17 protein-coding genes are annotated in these 21,592 nt (G+C 46.1%); all 17 read left to right on the forward strand.

From position 1 onward, the window contains the following. Positions 1–13 precede the first annotated feature (13 nt). Positions 14–1,693, forward strand: coding sequence for a peptide ABC transporter substrate-binding protein (locus tag ACFQZR_RS02705; protein ID WP_379342631.1), 1,680 nt, complete (start codon positions 14–16; stop codon positions 1,691–1,693). A gap of 202 nt (positions 1,694–1,895) precedes the next feature. Continuing rightward, positions 1,896–2,828, forward strand: a complete 933-nt coding sequence (locus ACFQZR_RS02710; RefSeq protein ID WP_379342634.1) for an ABC transporter permease — start codon at positions 1,896–1,898, stop codon at positions 2,826–2,828. Between the two features lie 29 nt (positions 2,829–2,857). Next, positions 2,858–3,778 carry an ABC transporter permease gene (locus ACFQZR_RS02715; protein WP_379343775.1) on the forward strand — a complete coding sequence of 307 codons (921 nt, stop codon included), beginning with the start codon at positions 2,858–2,860 and terminating at the stop codon, positions 3,776–3,778. A 13-nt stretch (positions 3,779–3,791) separates the two neighbouring features. Then, positions 3,792–4,784, forward strand: coding sequence for an ABC transporter ATP-binding protein (locus ACFQZR_RS02720; RefSeq protein ID WP_379342636.1), 993 nt, complete (start codon positions 3,792–3,794; stop codon positions 4,782–4,784). Then, positions 4,781–5,740 carry an ABC transporter ATP-binding protein gene (locus ACFQZR_RS02725; RefSeq protein WP_379342638.1) on the forward strand — a complete coding sequence of 320 codons (960 nt, stop codon included), beginning with the start codon at positions 4,781–4,783 and terminating at the stop codon, positions 5,738–5,740. The genes ACFQZR_RS02720 and ACFQZR_RS02725 overlap by 4 nt, the downstream gene beginning before the upstream one ends. A 187-nt stretch (positions 5,741–5,927) precedes the next feature. Then, positions 5,928–7,556 carry a bacillithiol biosynthesis cysteine-adding enzyme BshC gene (bshC, locus tag ACFQZR_RS02730; protein ID WP_379342640.1) on the forward strand — a complete coding sequence of 543 codons (1,629 nt, stop codon included), beginning with the start codon at positions 5,928–5,930 and terminating at the stop codon, positions 7,554–7,556. Between the two features lie 40 nt (positions 7,557–7,596). After that, positions 7,597–8,865 (forward strand): adenosylhomocysteinase, encoded by a 1,269-nt coding sequence (locus ACFQZR_RS02735; RefSeq protein WP_379342642.1) that lies wholly within the window; start codon positions 7,597–7,599, stop codon positions 8,863–8,865. Positions 8,866–8,980: 115 nt separating this feature from the next. Beyond that, positions 8,981–9,955, forward strand: a complete 975-nt coding sequence (locus ACFQZR_RS02740) for a DUF4349 domain-containing protein (protein ID WP_379342644.1) — start codon at positions 8,981–8,983, stop codon at positions 9,953–9,955. Between the two features lie 144 nt (positions 9,956–10,099). Further along, positions 10,100–10,531 carry a division/cell wall cluster transcriptional repressor MraZ gene (gene mraZ, locus ACFQZR_RS02745; RefSeq protein ID WP_018756688.1) on the forward strand — a complete coding sequence of 144 codons (432 nt, stop codon included), beginning with the start codon at positions 10,100–10,102 and terminating at the stop codon, positions 10,529–10,531. Positions 10,532–10,565: 34 nt separating this feature from the next. Next, positions 10,566–11,519: a 16S rRNA (cytosine(1402)-N(4))-methyltransferase RsmH gene (gene rsmH, locus ACFQZR_RS02750; protein ID WP_379342645.1), complete on the forward strand. Its 954-nt coding sequence runs from the start codon at positions 10,566–10,568 to the stop codon at positions 11,517–11,519. Between the two features lie 19 nt (positions 11,520–11,538). Further along, positions 11,539–11,898, forward strand: a complete 360-nt coding sequence (gene ftsL / locus ACFQZR_RS02755) for a cell division protein FtsL (protein ID WP_018756686.1) — start codon at positions 11,539–11,541, stop codon at positions 11,896–11,898. A 125-nt stretch (positions 11,899–12,023) separates the two neighbouring features. Further along, positions 12,024–14,144 (forward strand): penicillin-binding protein, encoded by a 2,121-nt coding sequence (locus ACFQZR_RS02760; RefSeq protein WP_379342646.1) that lies wholly within the window; start codon positions 12,024–12,026, stop codon positions 14,142–14,144. 73 nt (positions 14,145–14,217) lie between these two features. Beyond that, positions 14,218–16,155 (forward strand): stage V sporulation protein D, encoded by a 1,938-nt coding sequence (locus ACFQZR_RS02765; RefSeq protein WP_379342647.1) that lies wholly within the window; start codon positions 14,218–14,220, stop codon positions 16,153–16,155. Between the two features lie 71 nt (positions 16,156–16,226). Next, entirely contained in the window at positions 16,227–17,708 is a 1,482-nt protein-coding gene (locus ACFQZR_RS02770) for a UDP-N-acetylmuramoyl-L-alanyl-D-glutamate--2,6-diaminopimelate ligase (RefSeq protein ID WP_379342648.1), read from the forward strand. 1 nt (position 17,709) lies between these two features. After that, positions 17,710–19,110 carry a UDP-N-acetylmuramoyl-tripeptide--D-alanyl-D-alanine ligase gene (locus ACFQZR_RS02775; RefSeq protein WP_379342649.1) on the forward strand — a complete coding sequence of 467 codons (1,401 nt, stop codon included), beginning with the start codon at positions 17,710–17,712 and terminating at the stop codon, positions 19,108–19,110. Positions 19,111–19,189: 79 nt separating this feature from the next. Continuing rightward, positions 19,190–20,152 carry a phospho-N-acetylmuramoyl-pentapeptide-transferase gene (gene mraY, locus ACFQZR_RS02780; protein ID WP_379342651.1) on the forward strand — a complete coding sequence of 321 codons (963 nt, stop codon included), beginning with the start codon at positions 19,190–19,192 and terminating at the stop codon, positions 20,150–20,152. 4 nt (positions 20,153–20,156) lie between these two features. Further along, complete coding sequence (gene murD / locus ACFQZR_RS02785; RefSeq protein WP_379342653.1) at positions 20,157–21,590, forward strand: UDP-N-acetylmuramoyl-L-alanine--D-glutamate ligase; 1,434 nt, start codon at positions 20,157–20,159, stop codon at positions 21,588–21,590. Positions 21,591–21,592: the final 2 nt, after the last annotated feature.

Genomic DNA, 21,592 nt, shown 5'->3' on the forward strand with positions numbered 1-21,592 from the left:
GGGGGAGTCTAGTTTGAAAAGAAAAAGTTTACTTCTGGTTCTTACTTTGATTGTTGTCCTCGGGACAGTTCTGGCTGGATGTGGAGGCAAAACAGAAAAAAATGAAGCTTCTACAGGTACAGAACAAAAGACTGGCTCCGATGCAGCTAAAGTAAGTAAAGGCGGAACATTCCGCATGAACTTGCATTCCGAGCCGCCTAGTTTGGACCCTGCACAAGCGCAAGATAATACTTCGGGCACTGTGCTTAACGCGATCTTCTCTGGTTTAACTGAAATGGACAAAGATGGTAATGCAATTCCAGCGGCAGCAGAGAGCTGGAAAGAAGATGGTAACAAGATCACTTTCAACCTTCGTAAAGATGGTAAATGGAGCAATGGTGATCCTGTAACAGCACATGATTTCGAGTATGCTTGGAAACATGTATTGGATCCGAAGACAACACCAGCACCACCATATGCATACCAATTGTTCTACTTGAAGAACGGTGAGAACTATAATGCAGGTAAAGCAGATGCAGCTTCCGTAGGTGTTAAAGCTGTTGACGATTACACACTAGAAGTTGAACTTGAGAACCCAACTCCTTACTTCATTAGTTTGACATCTTTCTATACGTTTATGCCTGTTCACAAATCGGCACAGACGAATCCGAAGTGGGCAGCAGATGCAAACACAATTATCTCGAACGGTGCGTTCAAAATGGCTGCTTGGCAGCATAACGGCTCCATCGAGCTTGCGAAGAACGAGAACTACTTTGCTGTTGACAAAGTCAACTTCGATAAAGTTCAATTGGCGATGATCGATGCATCCGCGACTGAGCTTAGCATGTATCAAACGAACCAATTGGACTACACAGGCAATCCGACAGGTGAGCTTCCTACAGACCAAATTCCTGTATTGAAGAAATCCTTGCCGAACGAGTTTAAAGTACAAGGTATCGCAAGTACGTATTACTATGTATTCAATAACACGGTTGAACCTTTCGATAACGCTAAGATCCGTAAGGCATTTGCTATGTCGATCGATCGTCAACAAATCGTTGATAAAGTAACGCTAGGCGAACAAATCCCAGCATTTGGCTTTGTTCCTCCGGGTATTAAAGGAGAATCCGCTCAATTCCGTGATGAGCATAAAGATTCCGAGTTAATGAAGCCGGATTACGCTGAAGCGAAGAAGTTGCTTGAAGAAGGTATGAAAGAAAAAGGTTACACAACGCTTCCACAAATTACATTGATCCACAACCAAAGTGACGGTCATAAGAAAATTGCGCAAGCAGTAACAGATATGTGGAAACAAAACTTGGGCGTAACGGTTAAAGTTGAGTCCCAGGAGTGGGGCGTATTCCTAAAGAACCGTACGAATGGTAACTACCAAATTGCACGTTCTGGTTGGGGCGCAGATTACAATGATCCAATGACATATTTAGATATGTGGGTTACTAAAGGCGGTAACAACGATGCGAAGTTCTCTAACCCTGAGTACGACAAATTGATCAAAGAAGCAAAAGCAACAAGTGATAATAAAGTTCGTATGGAAAACTTTGCGAAAGCGGAAAAAATCTTGATCCAAGATAATCAAGTTATTCTTCCGATTTACTACTACACAACCATTGGTCTTGTGAAGCCGAACCTCAAAGGTATGTTCCATGACTTTAACGGTAGCATCCACTTCAATAACGCTTACTTCGAAAAATAAACATCTCAAGATTTAGCACAACATGAAGTGAGGCTAGATTCGGGATATATGAGAAATCGCATATATCCCGAATTTTTTTGAAAATTTAGATTGTATCTTATTTCACAGATATTGGATACACAGTTAGAAACGAATACCGTCCCCTTAAACGACGGCGAGGTCGTTTCGTATGGTCAAAATATTATGATATGGGGGTGTTCGTTTGGCACGGTATGTATTTAGCAAGTTTTTCTTTATGCTCGTTTCAATGTTTGTGCTAGCGTCTTTGACTTTTGGTCTTATGAAGGTAATTCCCGGCGATCCCTTTATGTCGGAGAAAGCAGTACCGCCTGAAGTAAAGGCGAAATTATTCGCTCAATATGGACTGGACAAGCCAATCCTAGAGCAATACGGTATCTATTTGAACAATATTCTTCATGGCAATCTTGGTGTATCAATGAAATTGCAAAATCAAGAGGTTACTAAGGTAATCAGTGACTCTTTCAAATATTCGTTACGTCTTGGTCTTGTGTCCATTGTTGTATCGGTTATCGTCGGTGTATCCCTCGGGATGCTGGCGGCACTCAAGCATCGAAAGCTGCTAGATAATTTGGCGATGGTGGTCGCGGTTATAGGGATATCCGTACCTAGCTTCGTGCTTGCATCCTTTATGCAGTATGCATTCGGAGTTAAGTTAATGTGGCTTCCAGTTGCTGGATTGGATGGCCCTCTAACATATGTCATGCCGGTTCTAGCATTGTCAGCGCTTTCCATCGCATTTATTGCTCGCTTAACGCGTTCAAGTATGCTAGAAGTGTTGTCGGCAGATTATATCAAGACGGCGAGAGCGAAAGGTTTGACAGCGGGAACGATTCTTCGCAGACACGTGTTGCGTAATGGGATTTTGCCTGTTGTTACGTATATCGGTCCACTGGCAGCCAACGTTATTACGGGTTCGGTCGTTATCGAATCGATCTTCGGGATTAGCGGTTTGGGTAAAGTTTTTGTACAAGTGATTACGAATCGTGATTATCCAATGATTATGGGTATTACGTTGTTCTATGGAATTATTTTGATGGTGGCGCGGTTTGCTACAGATATTTCTTATGGATTTATTGATCCACGGATTAAATTGCGTTCACGGAAGGAGGGCTAATCGTGGCAGGAAATCAGAGTAATGAAGCTATATTAAATAACTTAACCCCAGATGATTTTCGTCCTATTAGCCAAGATGATAAGAATAGCGAAATCATTCAACGTGAGAGTCTATCGGCATGGCGTGATGCATGGGAGCGTCTGCGTGAGAATAAGCTCGCTATGTCAGGTCTTACCATTCTAGTTCTTCTTATTATTATGGCGATTTTCGGCCCTTTGATGTCGAAGTATGATTATTTTACGAATAATCTTGATGCTACGAACCTCCCACCTTCCGGTGATCATTGGTTCGGTACGGACGATCTTGGACGCGATATGTGGGCAAGAACTTGGATGGGCGCACGGATTTCATTGATCGTTGGTTTCTCAGCTGCATTGTCCGATTTGATCTTCGGTGTTCTCTACGGCGGTATCATGGGATATGTTGGCGGTAAAGTGGATGAGTTCATGAATAAGTTCTCTGAAATTCTTTATTCGATTCCTTATTTGCTTGTATGTATTCTATTGCTTGTTGTTATGGAGCCAAGTCTATTAACGATTATTATTGCAATGGCTATTACAGGTTGGATTAATATGGCCTGGATCGTTCGTGGTCAGACGATGGGTCTTAAAAATCAAGAGTATGTTCTTGCATCCCGTTCGATGGGGGCTGGCGCAGGCCGCATTTTGCTTCGCCACGTGATTCCGAATGCGATGGGTCCGATCATCGTAACATTGACATTAACTGTTCCATCTGCGATCTTCGCAGAGGCATTCTTAAGCTTCTTAGGTCTTGGTGTACAAGTTCCAGTTGCATCGTGGGGTTCCATGATTAGTGATGCACTAAGCTCTTGGATGATCTATCCATGGAGAATGTTCTTCCCAGCGATCCTCATCAGCTTGACGATGTTGTCGTTCAACGTCCTTGGTGATGGTCTTCGTGATGCACTCGATCCAAAAATGAAAAAATAGGAGGTGTGTAGGTATGCAACCCATTTTGGAAGTTAAAGATTTAAGCGTGTCCTTTAAAGTCCGCGGCGGAGAAGTACAAGCAGTTCGCGGCGTAAATTTCCATGTGAATAAAGGGGAAGCGGTAGCGATCGTTGGTGAATCGGGTAGTGGTAAGAGTGTTACGGCACAATCCATTATGCGACTTCTTCCTACACCCCCGAGCTTTGTGAAGAATGGTTCGATCCTTTTCCAAGGTGAAGAGATTCTTAATAAAACGAATAAAGAGATGGAAGCCATTCGCGGGAAAGATATAGGGATGATCTTCCAGGATCCAATGACTTCATTGAATCCGACGATTACGATCGGGAAACAGATTACAGAAGGTCTGATCAAACACCAGAACGTATCGAATAAGGATGCCAAAGGTCGCGCGATTGAAATGTTACAACTGGTTGGTATTCCGAATCCAGAATCACGATTCAATCAATATCCACATGAATTCTCTGGCGGTATGCGTCAACGTGCGATGATCGCGATTGCGCTTGCGTGTAATCCATCGCTTCTCATTGCGGATGAGCCGACAACAGCACTTGATGTTACAATCCAAGCTCAAATTCTCGATGTCATGAAAGATATGCAGAAGAAACTTGGCGTTTCTATTATTCTGATTACGCATGACCTTGGTGTCGTTGCAGATATGTGTGACCGTGTCGTCGTTATGTATGCAGGTAAAGTGGTAGAGACAGGAACGAAATGGGAGATTTTCAAAAATCCTCAGCATCCTTATACAAGAGGTTTGCTTCGTTCATTGCCTCGCCTGGATCAGAAAAAAGACGAGCCGTTGATTCCGATTCACGGAACGCCGCCAGATTTGATCAAACCGCCGGCAGGTTGCGGATTCTGTGCGCGTTGTGATGATGCGATGCGTATTTGTGAGACGCAGGATCCAGGCATCACGCAGCTTAGCGAATCGCATGCATCCCGTTGCTGGCTGCTGCATCCAATGGCTAAGGAGGTGCGGGCATGAGTAAACAACCTTTAGTTGAAGTTGATCAACTGATGAAATATTTCAATATTGGGGGCGGTGCGACACTGAAGGCCGTGAACAATATTAGCTTCTCGATCCAGCAAGGTGAAACCTTAGGGGTTGTTGGTGAATCGGGTTGCGGGAAATCGACGGCAGGCCGTACGATTCTTAGACTTTATGAGCCTACAACAGGACAAGTTCGCTTTGAAGGAACGAACATTTACGATTTGTCTGGGTCGAAGCTGAAGGCGATGCGTCGTGAGATGCAGATGATTTTCCAAGATCCATACGCTTCGCTTAATCCGCGTATGACGGTATCCGATATTATTGCGGAGCCACTCTTGATTCACAACTTGAACGCAAGCCGTGCAGAACGCAAGAAACGCGTTGAGGATCTGCTTGATCTCGTGGGCTTGAATGCAGAACATGCAACTCGTTATCCACATGAGTTCTCAGGCGGTCAACGTCAGCGGATCGGGATTGCAAGAGCACTTGCTGTAAATCCGAAGTTCATCATCTGTGATGAGCCGATCTCTGCACTGGACGTATCGATTCAAGCACAGGTTGTTAACTTGCTGCAAGATTTGCAGCGCGATCTCGGATTAACGTACCTATTCATTGCGCATGACCTTTCCATGGTTAAGCATATCAGTGACCGGGTTGCGGTTATGTATCTTGGTAAAGTCGTTGAGCTTGCAACGAGTGAAGAACTCTATGCGAATCCACAGCATCCCTACACACGTGCGCTATTATCCGCGATTCCTATTCCGGATCCAGAGGTAGAAGCGACGAAGGAACGCGTTGTGTTAAAAGGCGATCTTCCGAGTCCGATCAATCCGCCAAGCGGTTGTCATTTCCGCACGAGATGTCCGATGGCAACGGAGAAATGTGCTTCGGTTGAACCAGAATTGGTAGAGACCAAATCAGGTCATTTCGCAGCTTGTCATTATATTTAATGTTTTGAATATAAGGTTGTTTATGAATGTCTTCTAGGGCATTTGTAAGCAGCCTTTTTTTTGATGTTTGCTCTCCGTTCCTTTGACGAAATGACCATTCGTTGTGTACAATCAAAGAGAATCACTTTCAAAAAAATAGTGGCTTGTTTTTTGGAGTCCAATATAAATCGAAATGGAGGGGCTGGACGTGAATGTAGTTCAAGTACCCATGAAAGTCAATCAACCTTTATCAGATACATATATGAAGGATTACGAGCAAGTTCGTGAACTGTTCGATTATAATCCAGTATCTGAGCAGGATTGGCATGCAAGAGTAGCATGGTTAGATGAGACATGTAAATTGCGTGCAGATCGTAAAGAGCTCGTAAGACGATTACGCGCTTATAATGCAGAGAGAAATCCGCATGCTGCGGTGTCTGCGGCATTGAATCAACTAGAGCAGGATGACGCGCTTGTCGTGGTAGGCGGTCAACAGAGCGGTCTATTCACGGGTCCTTTACTTGTGATCTATAAGGCACTCACGATCATACAGACAGCGCGGATGGCGACTGAACGGTTGAATCGTCCGGTAGTGCCAGTATTCTGGATCGCAGGGGAAGACCATGATTTCGACGAGGTGAACCATACCTATGTATTGTCGCCAGAACTTCAAGTTCAGAAGATTCGGATCGATCATCCGACAGGCGTTAGATCCATGGTGAGTGATGTTGTCGTACCTTCGGAATCGTGGCAGGCAGCTATCCACCAATTAAGCGATCTGCTCCCGAATACGGAGTTTAAGGCAGATCTTGTGGAACAATTGAACGCATTTGCAGCGGTATCCGACACGCTCAGTGATTTCTATGCGCGGATCTTCGGCATGTTGTTCGGGGAAACAGGCCTTGTGTTGATCGATTCCGCGGATCAAGCGATTCGGTCCATTGAGGTGCCAATGTTCGAGCGTATAATCGATCAGAATGATGAGCTAGAGAAAGCGTACTTCCACTCTGAAGAGGATGTAGCGAAGCATGAGTTCACTGCACAAGCGGACGTCACTGCAGGGAATGCGAACTTGTTCTATATTCATGAAGGCACCCGAGTGCTGTTGCACAAAGATAACGGACGATTTACGGACCGCAAAGGGCTAGTGACCTTTAGCCGCGAGGAATTAAGAGCAACGCTTGCTTCGCATCCTGAGCGGTTCAGCAATAATGTGTTGACACGTCCGCTGATGCAGGATTATTTATTCCCTGTTTTATCGGCTGTACTGGGCACGGGTGAAATTGCGTATTGGGCACTGACGCATCGCGCTTTCCATGCAGTTGGATTCCGAATGCCGATCATTGTGCCGCGGATGTCGTTCACGTTCGTAGAAGGTACAGTACAGAAACAAATGACGAAGTATGACCTAACGTTCGATGATGTCATAGAGCGATTTGCTGAACGTAAAGAAGCATGGTTGCATGCGCAGGATACATTAGGTCTGGATGCAGATTTCGATCATTTGAAGCAACAGCTGGAAACCATGTATCAGCCGATTCTAAGCAAACTGGCTCAGATTCAAGCAGGACTTGGCAAACTCGGCGAGACGAATAAGCAGAAGGTCATGGAACAGGTTGAATTTTTACAGAATCGGACTGTTCATGATCTCGCGAAACAGAATGAGACTGCACTGAGGCACTGGGACCGTATTCATAGTTCCTTAATTCCCCTTGGCAAACCGCAGGAACGTGTTTATAATATCTTTGCGTATCTTAATCGATATGGAAACACATGGATATCATCCTTGTATGAGATTCCACTCGATTTAACAGGTCAACACCGTGTGATTTCTTAATCATATCGCAGGCATCATAACCACTGTAGGAGGTAAGCGAATGAGTAATGCAGCACAGAACAGTTTTGTAAAAGATATGTCTTTGGCACCAGAAGGGCATCTAAAGATCAGTTGGGTAGATGCACATATGCCTGTCCTGAACAGCATTCGCGAGCAATTTGAGAAGGACCAGCCTTTCAAGGGATTAAAGGTAACGATCTCCCTCCATTTGGAAGCCAAAACGGCTTATCTGGCAAAGGTCGTTCAAGCAGGCGGTGCGGAAGTTACGATTACCGGCAGCAATCCACTATCGACGCAAGACGATGTCTGTGCGGCCTTGGTTGAGGACGGGATTACCGTATTCGCGAAATACAATCCAGATCCGCAAGAATACAAGGAGCTCTTGATTAAAGCGCTAGAGACGAAGCCGGATCTGATCATTGATGATGGCGGCGATCTGGTTACGATTCTGCATGCGGAGCGCCCAGATTTGCTCACGACAGTTCGTGGTGGTGCTGAAGAGACAACAACAGGAATTTTGCGCTTGAAAGCATTGGAGAAAGAAGGCCAATTGAAATTCCCGATGGTTGCTGTTAATGATGCATTCTGCAAATATTTGTTCGATAACCGCTATGGTACGGGTCAATCCGTATTTGACGGCATCAACCGTACGACGAACCTCGTCGTAGCAGGGAAGAACGTTGTCGTTGTTGGGTACGGTTGGTGTGGTAAAGGTGTTGCCATGCGTGCAAAAGGACTCGGTGCGAACGTAATCGTGACGGAGATCGATCCGATTAAGGCCGTAGAAGCCTTCATGGATGGGTTTACGGTATTGCCAATGATCGAAGCTGCGAAAGTTGGAGACTTATTCGTTACTGTTACAGGGAACCGTGATGTGATTCGTGGAGAACATTACGATGTGATGAAGAATGGTGCGATTCTATCGAATGCAGGCCATTTTGATGTCGAAGTGAACAAACCGGAACTAAATGAACGTTCGAATTCTGTGCGCACGGTTCGCCGTAATATTGAGGAGTTCCAGCTGAAGGACGGACGTAAAATCTATTTACTCGCAGAAGGACGCCTTGTGAACTTGGCAGCAGGCGACGGGCATCCGGCTGAGATTATGGACATGACATTTGCACTCCAAGCGCTAGCGCTTCGTTATGTGAATGAGCAATATGAGCAAATCGGTAATAAAGTGCTGAATGTGCCGTATGAGACGGACCAAGAAGTTGCGCGTTTGAAGCTTGGATCCCTCGGCATTCAGATCGATTCATTATCCGATGAACAGCGTACTTATTTGGATAGCTGGGCAGATCACGAGTAATCATTGAGTTTATTTTTATAAAATATGTTTTTGGAGCAACCTCCTTGTGGGACATCGCGTCTATTGGTAAATGGTGTAAATTACACCGCGCGATAACCAATAAGGGGGTTGTTTTGTGCGTAAAAGATTGATAAAGAGATTGAGTATGGTATTACTCCTGTGTATGGTCTTCATCAGTGTTGCGACCGCATGCAGCAGTGCTTCAAAAAGTGAAGATCTTAAGTCGACCAGTCTCCATTCGGAATCCGCAGCAGATCAATCGACAGCTGTGGCAACGGAGGAAGCGAAGGCAGATACGACAACCGACATGGAAGCGAATGCCGATACGAATGGCGCAGGTTCTTCGAAATCGGCGATCGGTGCAGGCGGAGAAGGACCTTTATCGGGTTCGACGGATCAGCGTAAACTAATCTACCAAGCCAATGTAACGATGGAAGTGAAGAACTATGGGAAGGCACAGACAGAGCTGCAGAACAAAATTCAGCTTGTTGGAGGCTACTTGCTTCAGTTCTCTGATCAAAAAAGCGACTATGAGCTCGGTGGTAATTTCACCTTTAAAGTGCCTGCGAATGGGTTCATGGATTTCATGCAGCAGCTTGGGAAAATGGAACATACAAAATACGAGCGTCAATTGCAAGGGCAGGACGTTACGGAAGAATATGTTGATTTGGCCTCAAGACTTAAGGCCAAACAGGTCGTCGAGAAACGGTTGCTCGGATTTATGGATAAAGCAGTCAATGCAGGTGACTTATTGAAGTTCTCCTCCCAATTAGCGGAAGTACAGGAACAGATTGAACAAATTCAAGGACGGATGCGGTACCTTGATCAGAATGTTGCGTACTCGACAATTAGCCTCAGGTTATATCAACCCATTGAGTCTACTGACCCAGGCTTGCTGGCCAAAGACAAGACTTTTACAGAGCGCATGGGGATCACTATGGAGAAAAGCTGGGATGCGGTCGTTACATTCTTCCAAGGACTAATCCTTGTCCTTATTGCGATTTTCCCTTTTATTGTTATATTATTGATCTTAGCCTTCCCTCTCTTGTACTACTATCGCAAGCAGAAAAGAAAGAAAATAGACCTATAGAACCTTGAATAATTAAATATTGTTCAATTATAAAAAAATCCTGCATTCATTGCAGGATTTTTGTTATGAATGGCGAAATAGTATGACTGAAGTGGTGGAAAGTGGTGCGAAGTGGGAGATTTGGGGGAAGAGGTGGAGCGACAGATGTTTATGGGGGAATATCAACATACGATTGATGACAAAGGTCGGATGATCATTCCTTCTAAATTTCGTGATGCTCTTGGAGCCTCCTTTATCGTCACTCGCGGTTTAGACCAATGTCTATTTGTTTATCCACGTTCGGAGTGGGAAGTGCTGGAGCAGAAGCTTAAGGCGTTGCCGCTCATGAAGTCGGATGCTCGCGCGTTTACGCGGTTCTTTTTCTCAGGGGCGACAGAATGTGAATTGGACAAACAGGGCAGGGTAAATATACCGAATAATCTGCTTCAATATTCCAAGCTCGATAAAGATTGTGTGGTGCTCGGGGTATCCAACCGGGTGGAGATTTGGAGTAAAGAACTATGGGAGAATTACTTCGATCAATCGGAGGAATCTTTCAACGAAATTGCTGAGAAACTGGTTGACTTTGATTTTTAAATGCATGAGATTTGCTAGCTAGGAGGGCTTATATTTGTTTCATCACATCACGGTATTAAAAGAAGAGGCTGTACTAGGTCTCAACATCAAGCCCGAAGGTATCTATGTGGATTGTACATTAGGCGGAGCGGGTCACAGCGCGGTCATTGCCTCGCAGCTCACGGCGCCCGGTCTTTTGATCGCACTCGATCAGGATGATATCGCACTCGCGAATGCCAAAGTAAAGCTTGCACCTTATGAAGATCGTGTTCGATTAATTAAGACGAATTTTCGATATATAGAAGAAGTGCTACGTGATTTGCCGGAAGTTCCGAAAGTCGATGGAGTACCGCAGGTTGACGGGATCTTGTTCGATTTGGGTGTGTCTTCACCGCAATTGGATGAGGCGGATCGAGGATTTAGTTATAACCATGATGCTCCGCTTGATATGCGGATGGATCAAGATGCCATGCTGACGGCCCATGACATTGTAAATACGTGGTCCGAACAAGAAATTGCGAAGATCCTGTTTGAATACGGGGAGGAGAAATTCTCACGCCGGATTGCGAAGAACATTGTAGCGGCTAGACAAGCTGCACCTATCGAGACAACAGGTCATCTTGCAGAGCTTGTAAAAGAAGGAATCCCAGCTGCAGCAAGACGTACAGGGGGTCATCCTGCGAAACGCAGTTTTCAAGCACTACGGATTGCTGTTAATGACGAGCTTGGTGCTTTTGGAGAGGCGTTGAACAAGACAGTACGTTGTCTGGCTCCTGGTGGTAGAGCATCTGTTATTACGTTCCATTCGTTAGAAGATCGAATTTGTAAGCAAACGTTTGCGCAGTATATCGAAAAATGTACGTGCCCTCCAGATTTCCCAATGTGTGTATGCGGCAAAAAGGGGACGTTGAAGTTAGTCAATCGGAAGCCGTATATCCCAAGTCAACGCGAGCTGGATGATAATCCGCGATCCCGCTCAGCTAAATTACGCATTGCGGAAAAGTTATAGTAATGGGGGAGTATAGTCAATGGCATATGTTCGTGGGAATTTAGCGCTAAAAGAAAAGAAAATCCAACGCACTCCGGATCGGTATCGCGAGACGACGAAAGTTGTATCGCGGAAGGGGTTATTATCCACGCAGGAGAAGCTGCTATACTTGTTCACCATTGTCGTATGCTCCCTTGTTGCTGGTGTAATTATCTGGCGCTATGCGCAAATCTATGATTTGAACATGCAAATGCAGAAGATGAGTCGTGAAGTGCAAGTGATGAAGAAGGAAATTGCGGTGCTCAAGACGGAGAAAGAAAAATTGTCGAGTCCAGCGGCTATTTATGATCGAGCTGTAGCACTTGGCTTTCAGCCCAAGTCCAAAAAAGCGGGGGATTGATTAACTCGAGGTCGTAGGTATAACTCGACTGCGGATGAAGGGAATGTTAGATGATGGTAAAAAGAATACGAATACGCACCATGTTTATCGGAGGATGTATTACCATCCTCTTTTTTATTCTATTAGTGAGAATTTTCTGGGTTCAGGTGGTAGATGCGTCATTCTTGACAGAAAAAGCGAAAGAAACGTGGTCGACGACCGTTAAGTTGGATGCTGTTCGTGGAACGATATTCGACCGTAACATGAATACATTGGCAGTAGATGCACCTGCTTATACCGTTGCTGTGAATCCGAAGCGAATTCATGATCTGAAGTTGGAAGAACCCATCGCTGCTAAGCTGAGTGAAATATTGAACAAACCACTACCTGAGGTTATGACATTGGTGACGGCGAAGAAAAATAATGGTACATATTATGATCAACGTGAAATCCGTGAGGAAGGCTGGAAGATTGATCAAGATCTTGCGGATAAGATTAATGCTTATATAGATGAGCTTCGAGACAAAGTTGGGAAAAACGCGGATGTGGGCATTTACCTGTTAAAAGAGACAAAGCGCTTCTATCCGAACGATTCGTTAGCTTCACATTTACTCGGGTATACCGACAAGCAAGGCAAGGCGGTTACAGGACTTGAGGCATTCTTTGATAAGGACTTAGCAGGAACCGATGGTTCCATTTCTTATGATCAGGACCGAAAAGGGTACAAATTGCCTTCAGCTGACGAGATCTATAAACCGGAGAAAGATGGTAAAAATTTGGTGCTGACACTTGATCAGAATATTCAGCATTTTACCGAAGAAGCGCTAAAGGAAGTATACAACAAGTATCAGCCCATTAGCGCAACGGCCATCGTAGCTGATCCGAGTACGATGGATATTCTTGCGACGGCCAGTATGCCGAACTATAATCCGAATAAATATTGGGAAACGAAGAATCAGAAGAACTTCTATGATCATTCCATTAAATCGGTCTATGAGCCCGGCTCCACATTCAAGATCATTACACTTGCTGCTGCGGTACAGGAGGGGCTATTCAATCCAAACGAAACATATAAATCGGGTACAATCAAAGTTGGCGGATGGCCAATACGTGACCATAAACGCGGAGGTTGGGGTGAAATTACATTCTTAGAAGGGTTGAAGCGTTCGAGTAACGTCGCCTTCGTCAAATTAGGGTATGAACGTTTGCAGAAAGATAGACTGGAGAAGTACTTAGAAGATTTCGGCTTTGGACAGAAGACAGGCATGCCGTTGTTCGGTGAACAAGCAGGACTATTGCGTCTGGATTCGAATGCCGCAGTAGCAACAGCTTCATTTGGTCAAGGGAGTGTTGCTGTTACACCAATCCAGCAGGTTGCTGGTGTTGCCGCTGTTGCGAATGGCGGGAAGCTTATGGCACCGCGTCTTGTCAAAGAAATCATTGATCCAACAACCAACACAACCACCAAGATTGAACCGACGATGGTCAGACAGGTCATATCACCAGAGACTTCACGCAAAGTGGGGGAATATTTGGAACAGGTTGTATCGGACCAGAAGATCGGTACAGGTAAGAGTGCTTACATTGAAGGTTATCGAATTGCAGGTAAGACAGGAACAGCGCAGAAACCGAAAAAAGGTGGAGGATATGAAGCGAATAAGTATGTTGTATCCTTTATCGGGTACGCGCCTGTCGAAGATCCAAAATTGTTAGTTTATGTTATTATTGACGAGCCTAATGACCAATACGTAGGCGGTGGTTCAGCAGCTGGACCTGTTTTCAAATCCATCATGAGTCAGTCTTTAAGATATTTGGGTATCGAGCCAAGTAGTAAACCGAAGCAAGAGACAGAAGACGAGACGAAGAATGAAGGAAAACCAGCTAAACCTGTTGTCATCGTCCCAGATGTATTGAAGTTGAAGATTGCTGAAGCGAAAGAGAAATTGACGAATCAAGGCATTACGTTTGATACGATAGGCAAAGGAAGTAACATTGTGCGTCAAGTTCCTGATGCGGGGACGCCGTTAGCGCAAGGAAATCGGGTCTATCTCATTACGGAAGACCCCAAAAATATTACGATGCCTGATATGAAAGGCTCGTCGCTTCGGGATGTGCTTGAATTCTGTACCTTGCTCGACATCTCTTATACCATTACAGGGGAAGGATATGTTGTGAGCCAAGAGACGACGAAAGACGGCGATAAAATGCATGTGAACTTCAAGCTTGAACCGATGACGGGTGCGCCGAGTGATCCTCCACCCAAATAGCTTGTTCTAACCCCTGTTTGTCCTGAATAGTCTTGTTATGAAACCATTCATGATGGACAGGGAGGGGTACGCTGTGAAAAGTTCGGGTGTCACCGTACGACGCAGAATTATGTTGTCATTATTAATCATAACCGTAGGATTTGCTGCCTTGATGGGCAGGCTAGGGTTTGTGCAATTGTATAAGGGAAATGAGCTCTCCAAAGAGGCCGAGGATTTGTGGCGTCGTGAAATTCCGTTCTCTGCAAAACGTGGAGAGGTATTGGATCGCAATGGCGTTCGCCTCGCATACAATATTAGCTCACCGAGCATTCTGGCCATTCCTGTTCAAATTAAGGACAAGGAGGCCACAGCAGCAGCGCTAGCGAATGTGCTCGGGACATCAAAAGAGACAATGCTTAAATATGTATCGAAAAAAGGCTCTTTTATCGTCAATATTCAGCCGGCAGGCCGTAAAATTACGCTAGAGAAAGCACAGCAAGTTCGCGATCTGAACTTAAAAGGGATCGTCGTCGCGGAGGACAATAAAAGGTACTATCCGTTTAACGAATTGGCAGGTCAAGTGCTAGGAATTGTCGGGCTCGACGGCGGTCTTACAGGTGTGGAGAAGATCTATGATGACAAGCTGCAGGGGCAACGGGGAAATGTCTCCTTCCTGTCTGATGCAGCAGGGCGGCAAATGCCGAATTCCTCCGAGAAGTACACCGAACCGCAAGATGGATTGAATTTACAATTGACACTGGACAAACATCTACAGACAATAGTAGAGCGGGAACAAGATCAGGCGATGGCCCAATTGAACCCGAAATCGATTACGACGATCGTGATGAACCCAAAGAACGGGGAGATTCTAGCGATGTCGAGTAAGCCAGGTTATGACCCGGGAAATTATCGGGAATACGCACCGGAGCTCTATAATCGCAATCTATCGATTTGGAGCACCTTCGAGCCAGGTTCAACGTTCAAGATCATTACGCTAGCTGCTGCGGTCCAAGAGAAGAAGGTCAATCTTAAGTATGATCATTTCTATGATCCGGGGTATGTCGATGTGAGTGGGGCCAAGCTTCGCTGCTGGAAGAAGGGCGGCCATGGAAGCGAGACCTTCCTGCAAGTCGTTGAGAACTCTTGCAACCCTGGGTTTGTGGCGCTAGGTCAACGTCTTGGCAAAGAAAAATTGTTCGAGTACATAAAGAATTTTGGCTTTGGCCAGAAGACGGGGATTGACCTGAATGGTGAAGCAACAGGAATTCTCTTCAAATTATCACGTGTTGGCCCCGTCGAGCTTGCGACGACTGCTTTTGGACAGGGGGTATCGGTGACTCCGATTCAACAAGTCGCAGCGGTCGCAGCAGCCATTAATGGCGGGTATTTGTATCAACCTCATGTTGGGATGCGATTAATTCAGCCGGAGACAGGGACGGTACTTCAGAACATGGAGTCCCAGCCTGTCCGACAAGTGATATCTGAGGAGAGCTCCAAGATCGTCCGTGAGGCGCTCGAAAGTGTTGTTGCCAAAGGTACGGGGGGTAAAGCTTTTATCGATGGGTATCGTGTTGGCGGTAAGACAGGAACAGCTCAGAAAGTTGTTAATGGACGTTACTCGCCGAACGAGCATATTGTATCATTTATTGGCTTCGCACCTGCGGATGACCCCCAATTGGTCGTTTATACGGCAGTAGACAACCCGCAAGGGATTCAATTTGGGGGATTGATCGCTGCGCCGATTGTTCGCAACATTATGGAAGATGCGTTACAATATATGGGCGTTCCGAAACGTAAGGATCAGATCGCTCATCCGTATAAACCCGATGAAATACCGCTCGTAACGGTTCCGAATTTGAAGGGGATGACCTTGGAAGATATCTATCAAGATATGAACACCAATTTCAATCTCGCGAAATCAGGCACGGGTAAGGTTGTCGTTGCCCAAGCGCCCAAACCGGGCGAGCGCGTGGAGAAAGGCTCCACCATTCGGATTTACATGGGAAGTGAAGCAGCATTGCCGAATGAGTAGTTATAATTTAAAAATGAATGCATTGGAATGGAAACTCGTAACAATTAAGGAAAAAGATGGAGGGATTAGACATGTTGGTGAAGGAGCTCGTGTCGCGGTTAACAACTGCACAAATAGAAGGAGACGGGGACATTCAGGTGACGGGGATCCAGACGGATTCACGCAAGGTGCAACCGGGGGATTTGTTCATTTGTTTGCCTGGTCATACCGTCGATGGGCATACATTCGCTGACAAAGCTGTTGCCCAAGGCGCTGTGGCGCTGGTGGTAGAGCGTAAGCTTGATCTACCGCTCCCGCAAATTATTGTGAAGGACAGCAGGTATGCGATGGCTGTTTTTGCAGATCATTTCTACGGATCGCCAAGTAAGCAAATGAAAATGATCGGTGTAACGGGTACAAATGGCAAAACAACGACGACCTATCTCATCGAACGGATCTTAGAGGATGCTAGTTTGCGTCCAGGCATTATCGGAACCATTCAGATGCGATATGCCGGTAAGAAAATGGAGATGAGCCGTACGACGCCAGAAGCTTTGGAATTGCAGCAATCACTGCATGCGATGGTTGAGGCAGGTACGGACGCTTGCGTGATGGAGGTTTCATCCCATGCACTACTGCAAGGACGTGTCAAAGGCTGCCGTTTCCGTACCGCAATCTTTACGAATTTAACGCAGGATCATTTGGACTATCATAAGACGATGGAAGAATATAAAGCAGCGAAAGGGCTCTTATTCTCGCGTCTAGGCAATGATTTTCCGGAATCGCCGGATCAGCACGCCTATGCCATTCTAAATGCTGATGATGCGGCGAGCGACTATTTCCGTTCGCTAACTTCAGCTGAGGTAATTACATATGGTGTGGATCAACCATCAGATGTTCAGGCGAGTCAGATTAAGATTACCTCCCGAGGAACCCAGTTCCATGTCACTACATTCCGTGGCAGTGCGGATATAGAGCTGCAGATGGTTGGAAAATTCAATGTCTACAACGCGCTGGCTGCGATCAGTGCAGCATTGGTGGAAGGCATTTCTCTAGAGCAGATTAAAGCAAGTCTTGAATCAATTGCTGGTGTCGATGGGCGTGTTGAAGCAGTGGATGCTGGTCAACCGTATGCTGTTATTGTTGACTATGCGCATACACCGGATGGACTTGAGAATGTCCTCAAGACGGTGAAGGAATTCGCTACAGGCCGAATTCTCTGCGTCTTCGGATGCGGAGGCGACCGTGATCGTACGAAACGCCCAATTATGGGCCGAATCGCTGCGGAATATTCTGATCATGTCCTCGTTACATCCGATAATCCGCGGACGGAGAATCCCGATCTTATTTTGAAAGATATCGAACAAGGAATCATGGATTATACATCGCGCCAGTCGTCCTATGAGCTAATTGTGGATCGTAGATCAGCAATACAAAAGGCTATTGAAATGGCAAGCTCTCACGATGTAGTATTGATTGCGGGGAAAGGGCATGAAACCTATCAGATCATCGGTCAAGAATCTTTCGACTTTGATGATCGAGAAGTTGCTAAAGAAGCGATAAGGGGCCATTAATGTGATTACAAGAACACTACGCGAGATTGCAAATGCATGCGGCGGGAGACTGTCGGATATCCAATATGAAAATTTACAGGTTCACGCCGTCGAGATCGATACCCGTAAACTCCATGAGGGCTGTTTGTTTGTCCCCTTTGCGGGGGAACGCTTTGATGGGCATGATTTTGTCGGCGCTGCGCTTGCGCAAGGCGCACAGGCAGCATTCTGGCCTGAACATCGCGAGCAGCCTGAAGTAAATGGGGCATTGATTCTTGTCGATGATCCATTGCTCGCGTTGCAGCGACTGGCTGCGAGCGTGCTTCGGGAATCGGCTGTGCGTGTTGTCGGTGTAACCGGCAGTAATGGCAAGACAACGACGAAGGATATGATTGCTGCTGTGCTCAGCGCGAGGTATAAGGTTCATAAGACGAATGGAAATTACAATAACCATATCGGCTTACCGCTAACGATACTACAAATGGACGCAGATACGGACATTATCGTGCTTGAGATGGGAATGAGTGGTCGCGGTGAGATTGAACTGTTATCGTCAATCGCATGTCCTGAGGTTGCAGTCATTACGAACATCGGTGATGCACATCTTCTCCAACTCGGCTCTCGTGAAGAGATTGCTAGAGCGAAGCTCGAAATTGTTAGCTCTTTGCGTGAAGGCGGTCTGCTCGTCTCGAATGGTGATGAACCATTAATCGCTCAAGTGCTGAAGGAAGCTTCGACCGTACAGCCGAAGAAGATGTCGCAGGTTCGTTTTGGCTTTGAACAAGATAATGACATCTATGCAACAGGTATTATGCTGAACGCGCGAGGGACGATTTTCACAACGTCTACTTCGGATCAGGCGAGCTACTTCATTCCGCTGCTTGGTCAGCATAATGTGTCCAATGCACTGGCTGCGATGGCTGTCGCGAGATATTTTGACGTTCCTGAAGAGGAAATGGATGCGCAGCTACGGAATCTGGTAGTTACAGGGATGCGCACCGAAGTGATTGAAGGAGTAACAGGCCTAACGATCATTAATGATGCGTACAATGCAAGCCCGACAGCTGTTCGTGCAGCGTTAGAACTGTTCGATCTCATGAGCGGTTTCCGTCAGAAAACGGTCGTGCTGGGGGATATGCTCGAATTAGGTCCGGAAGAAGTGAATTTGCATCGTCTGATTGGTCATGAATTCGAAAGAATGAAAATAGATTACTTGTATACCTATGGACCACTTGCTGCGGAAATTGCATCTGCTGCATCTGCTTATATGCCTGCGGAGCGGGTAAAAGCATTTCAAGACAAGGAAGAGCTCGTGCAAGAGCTTGTATCTGTATTAACACCGCGTGATCTTGTCCTGGTTAAAGGTTCTAGAGGGATGAGACTGGAAGAAGTGGTACGATCGCTAAGAGATACCGCGTTATAATAGTTGTAATTTCTGATTCATGAATGGTTGTTATCGCAAGGATGTGCGGTTTTGATCGTATTTTAGGAGTGTGACGGTAGTGGACTTTAAATTGGTATTACTTACGATCGGGGTTTCTTTTCTGTTAGCGGTTATTGCAGGACCATTATGTATTCCGCTATTAAGAAGGTTGAAATTCGGTCAGCAAATTCGGCAGGATGGTCCCCAAGGGCATTTGAAAAAAGCAGGTACGCCGACGATGGGCGGCATTATTATTCTACTTGCTTTTACACTTAGCTTCTTGAAGTTTTCCGTGATGAATACGGACTTTATTGTTCTGCTTGTGGCAACACTAGGATTTGGGCTTGTTGGATTCCTTGATGACTATATTAAAATTGTGTTCAAAAGATCACTCGGTTTAACAGCAATGCAGAAGTTGTTCGGACAACTGCTCTTCGCTGTCATTGTATGTGCGCTTTTAATTTCGAACAATCATAGTACGGTCATTGCGATTCCAGGCACCTCGGTGGCATGGGATTTCGGATGGTTCTACTATGTATTTATTACGTTAATGATGCTAGCGATCAGTAATGCGGTTAACTTCACCGACGGATTAGACGGCTTGTTGTCGGGTGTTAGCGCAATCGCATTCGGCGCTTTTGCGGTTATTGCGATGCAAGTCGAAGGACATGCGTCTGCGATAGCGGCCGCAGCGATGATTGGAGCTGTTCTTGGCTTCCTCGTATACAATGCGCATCCTGCCAAAGTATTTATGGGCGATTCCGGCTCCTTGGGCATCGGAGGCGCGATTGCGGCGATTGCGATTTTGACGAAAACCGAACTGTTGTTTATTATTATCGGAGGCATATTCGTCATTGAGATGTTGTCCGTTATTCTTCAAGTCGGTTCCTTCAAACTAAGAGGTAAGCGGATTTTCAAGATGAGTCCGATCCACCATCACTTTGAATTGTCGGGCTGGTCGGAATGGCGTGTCGTCATTACGTTCTGGATCGTAGGCCTGCTGCTTGCAGGGCTTGGACTTTATATCAACAAGGGGTTGTAGAGCAATGTTGTTACCGGAAGCATATCGAGGCCAAGACGTCGTAGTTCTTGGTCTTGCCAAAAGCGGCTTACAAGTCGCGAAAGTTCTCGCCTCATGGGGCGCGAATGTGATCGTCAATGATAAGAAAGACCGAGACCAGAGTCCCGAAGCTGACGAACTAGAAGCTTTGGGCATTTCTGTTATTTGTGGAGGACATCCGGACGAGCTTATTCATCCAGGTGTGGCCCTCGTTGTCAAAAATCCAGGGATTCCCTATAGCGTTAAGCCACTACAGCAAGCGTTGCAACTCGGTATCGAGATTGTGACGGAGATTGAAGTTGCCTCTTACATATGTGCTGCGCCGATCATTGGGATTACCGGCTCAAATGGGAAAACAACAACCACCACTTGGGTGGGTAAAATATTAGAACACGCAGGGAAGCACCCGATCGTCGCTGGAAACATCGGTACACCGCTTGTCCAAGCTGTCGCGAAGGCAACGGCCGAGAATCGCATGGTTGTAGAGTTAAGCAGCTTTCAATTGAAAGGTACGAGTGCGTTCCATCCGCATATCGCATGTCTTCTGAATGTCGCAGAGACCCATCTGGACTATCATGGTTCAATGGACGATTACATTGCATCCAAAACGAAGATATTCGCGAATCAGATAAATTCTGACTTTGCCGTGTTAAATATGGATGATCCGATCTGCCGTGGACTTGCTGCTGAAGTCTCTGCGAAGGTGCTGCCTTTCTCAGGCAAGGAGCGCCTTGAATTCGGCGTATACGTTGAACCGCCATATTCGAATGATTCAGATGCCGATGCGAGCGAAGGCGTGGCACGTCATGTCGTCTACCGAGATCAAGATGCGCAGGTGCATACCATTATCGAAGTGGACCACATCGGAATTCCAGCAAGATACAATGTTGATAATGCGTTAGCAGCTTCAGCAATTAGCATCGCAGCGGGAGTGAGTCCTTCGGAACTGAGAGTCCCGCTTGCCGATTTCCACGGTGTGGAGCACCGCTTGGAATTTGTCGGGAAGAAGAATGATGTTACCTATTACAATAATTCCAAAGCAACGAATACGATTGCAACAATCACGGCGCTGCAAGCGTTCCAAGAAGATATAATTCTGATCGCAGGGGGGCTAGATCGTGGGCTCGATTTTCAGGATCTGATGCCAGCCCTTCAATCACATGTCCGTGGAATTGTTACTCTTGGCGAGACACGTGAGAAGTTAGCGCGTGTTGCGGAAGAAGCGGGGATATTGGATATTAAAACCGTCGATACTGTGGAAGATGCGGCGGAGACGCTGCGCAACGCCGTGGTGCAAGCTGCTCAGCTTGCTAGACCTGGAGACATCGTGCTCCTCTCCCCGGCATGCGCTAGCTGGGACATGTTTGCTTCCTATGAACAGCGTGGACGAATTTTTAAAGAGGCCGTGCATAATCTTTAATA

Source organism: Paenibacillus sp. GCM10027629 (assembly GCF_042676425.1).
GTDB classification, from domain to species: Bacteria; Bacillota; Bacilli; order Paenibacillales; family Paenibacillaceae; genus Paenibacillus_K; species Paenibacillus_K terrigena.

Excerpts from the sequence above, each read along its gene's own strand:
- ACFQZR_RS02720 (WP_379342636.1), top strand. The coding sequence starts at position 3,792 with ATGCAACCCATTTTGGAAGTTAAAGATTTAAGCGTGTCCTTTAAAGTC.
- ACFQZR_RS02725 (WP_379342638.1), top strand. The coding sequence starts at position 4,781 with ATGAGTAAACAACCTTTAGTTGAAGTTGATCAACTGATGAAATATTTC.
- ACFQZR_RS02735 (WP_379342642.1), top strand. The coding sequence starts at position 7,597 with ATGAGTAATGCAGCACAGAACAGTTTTGTAAAAGATATGTCTTTGGCA.
- mraZ (WP_018756688.1), top strand. The coding sequence starts at position 10,100 with ATGTTTATGGGGGAATATCAACATACGATTGATGACAAAGGTCGGATG.
- ftsL (WP_018756686.1), top strand. The coding sequence starts at position 11,539 with ATGGCATATGTTCGTGGGAATTTAGCGCTAAAAGAAAAGAAAATCCAA.
- ACFQZR_RS02770 (WP_379342648.1), top strand. The coding sequence starts at position 16,227 with ATGTTGGTGAAGGAGCTCGTGTCGCGGTTAACAACTGCACAAATAGAA.
- murD (WP_379342653.1), top strand. The coding sequence starts at position 20,157 with ATGTTGTTACCGGAAGCATATCGAGGCCAAGACGTCGTAGTTCTTGGT.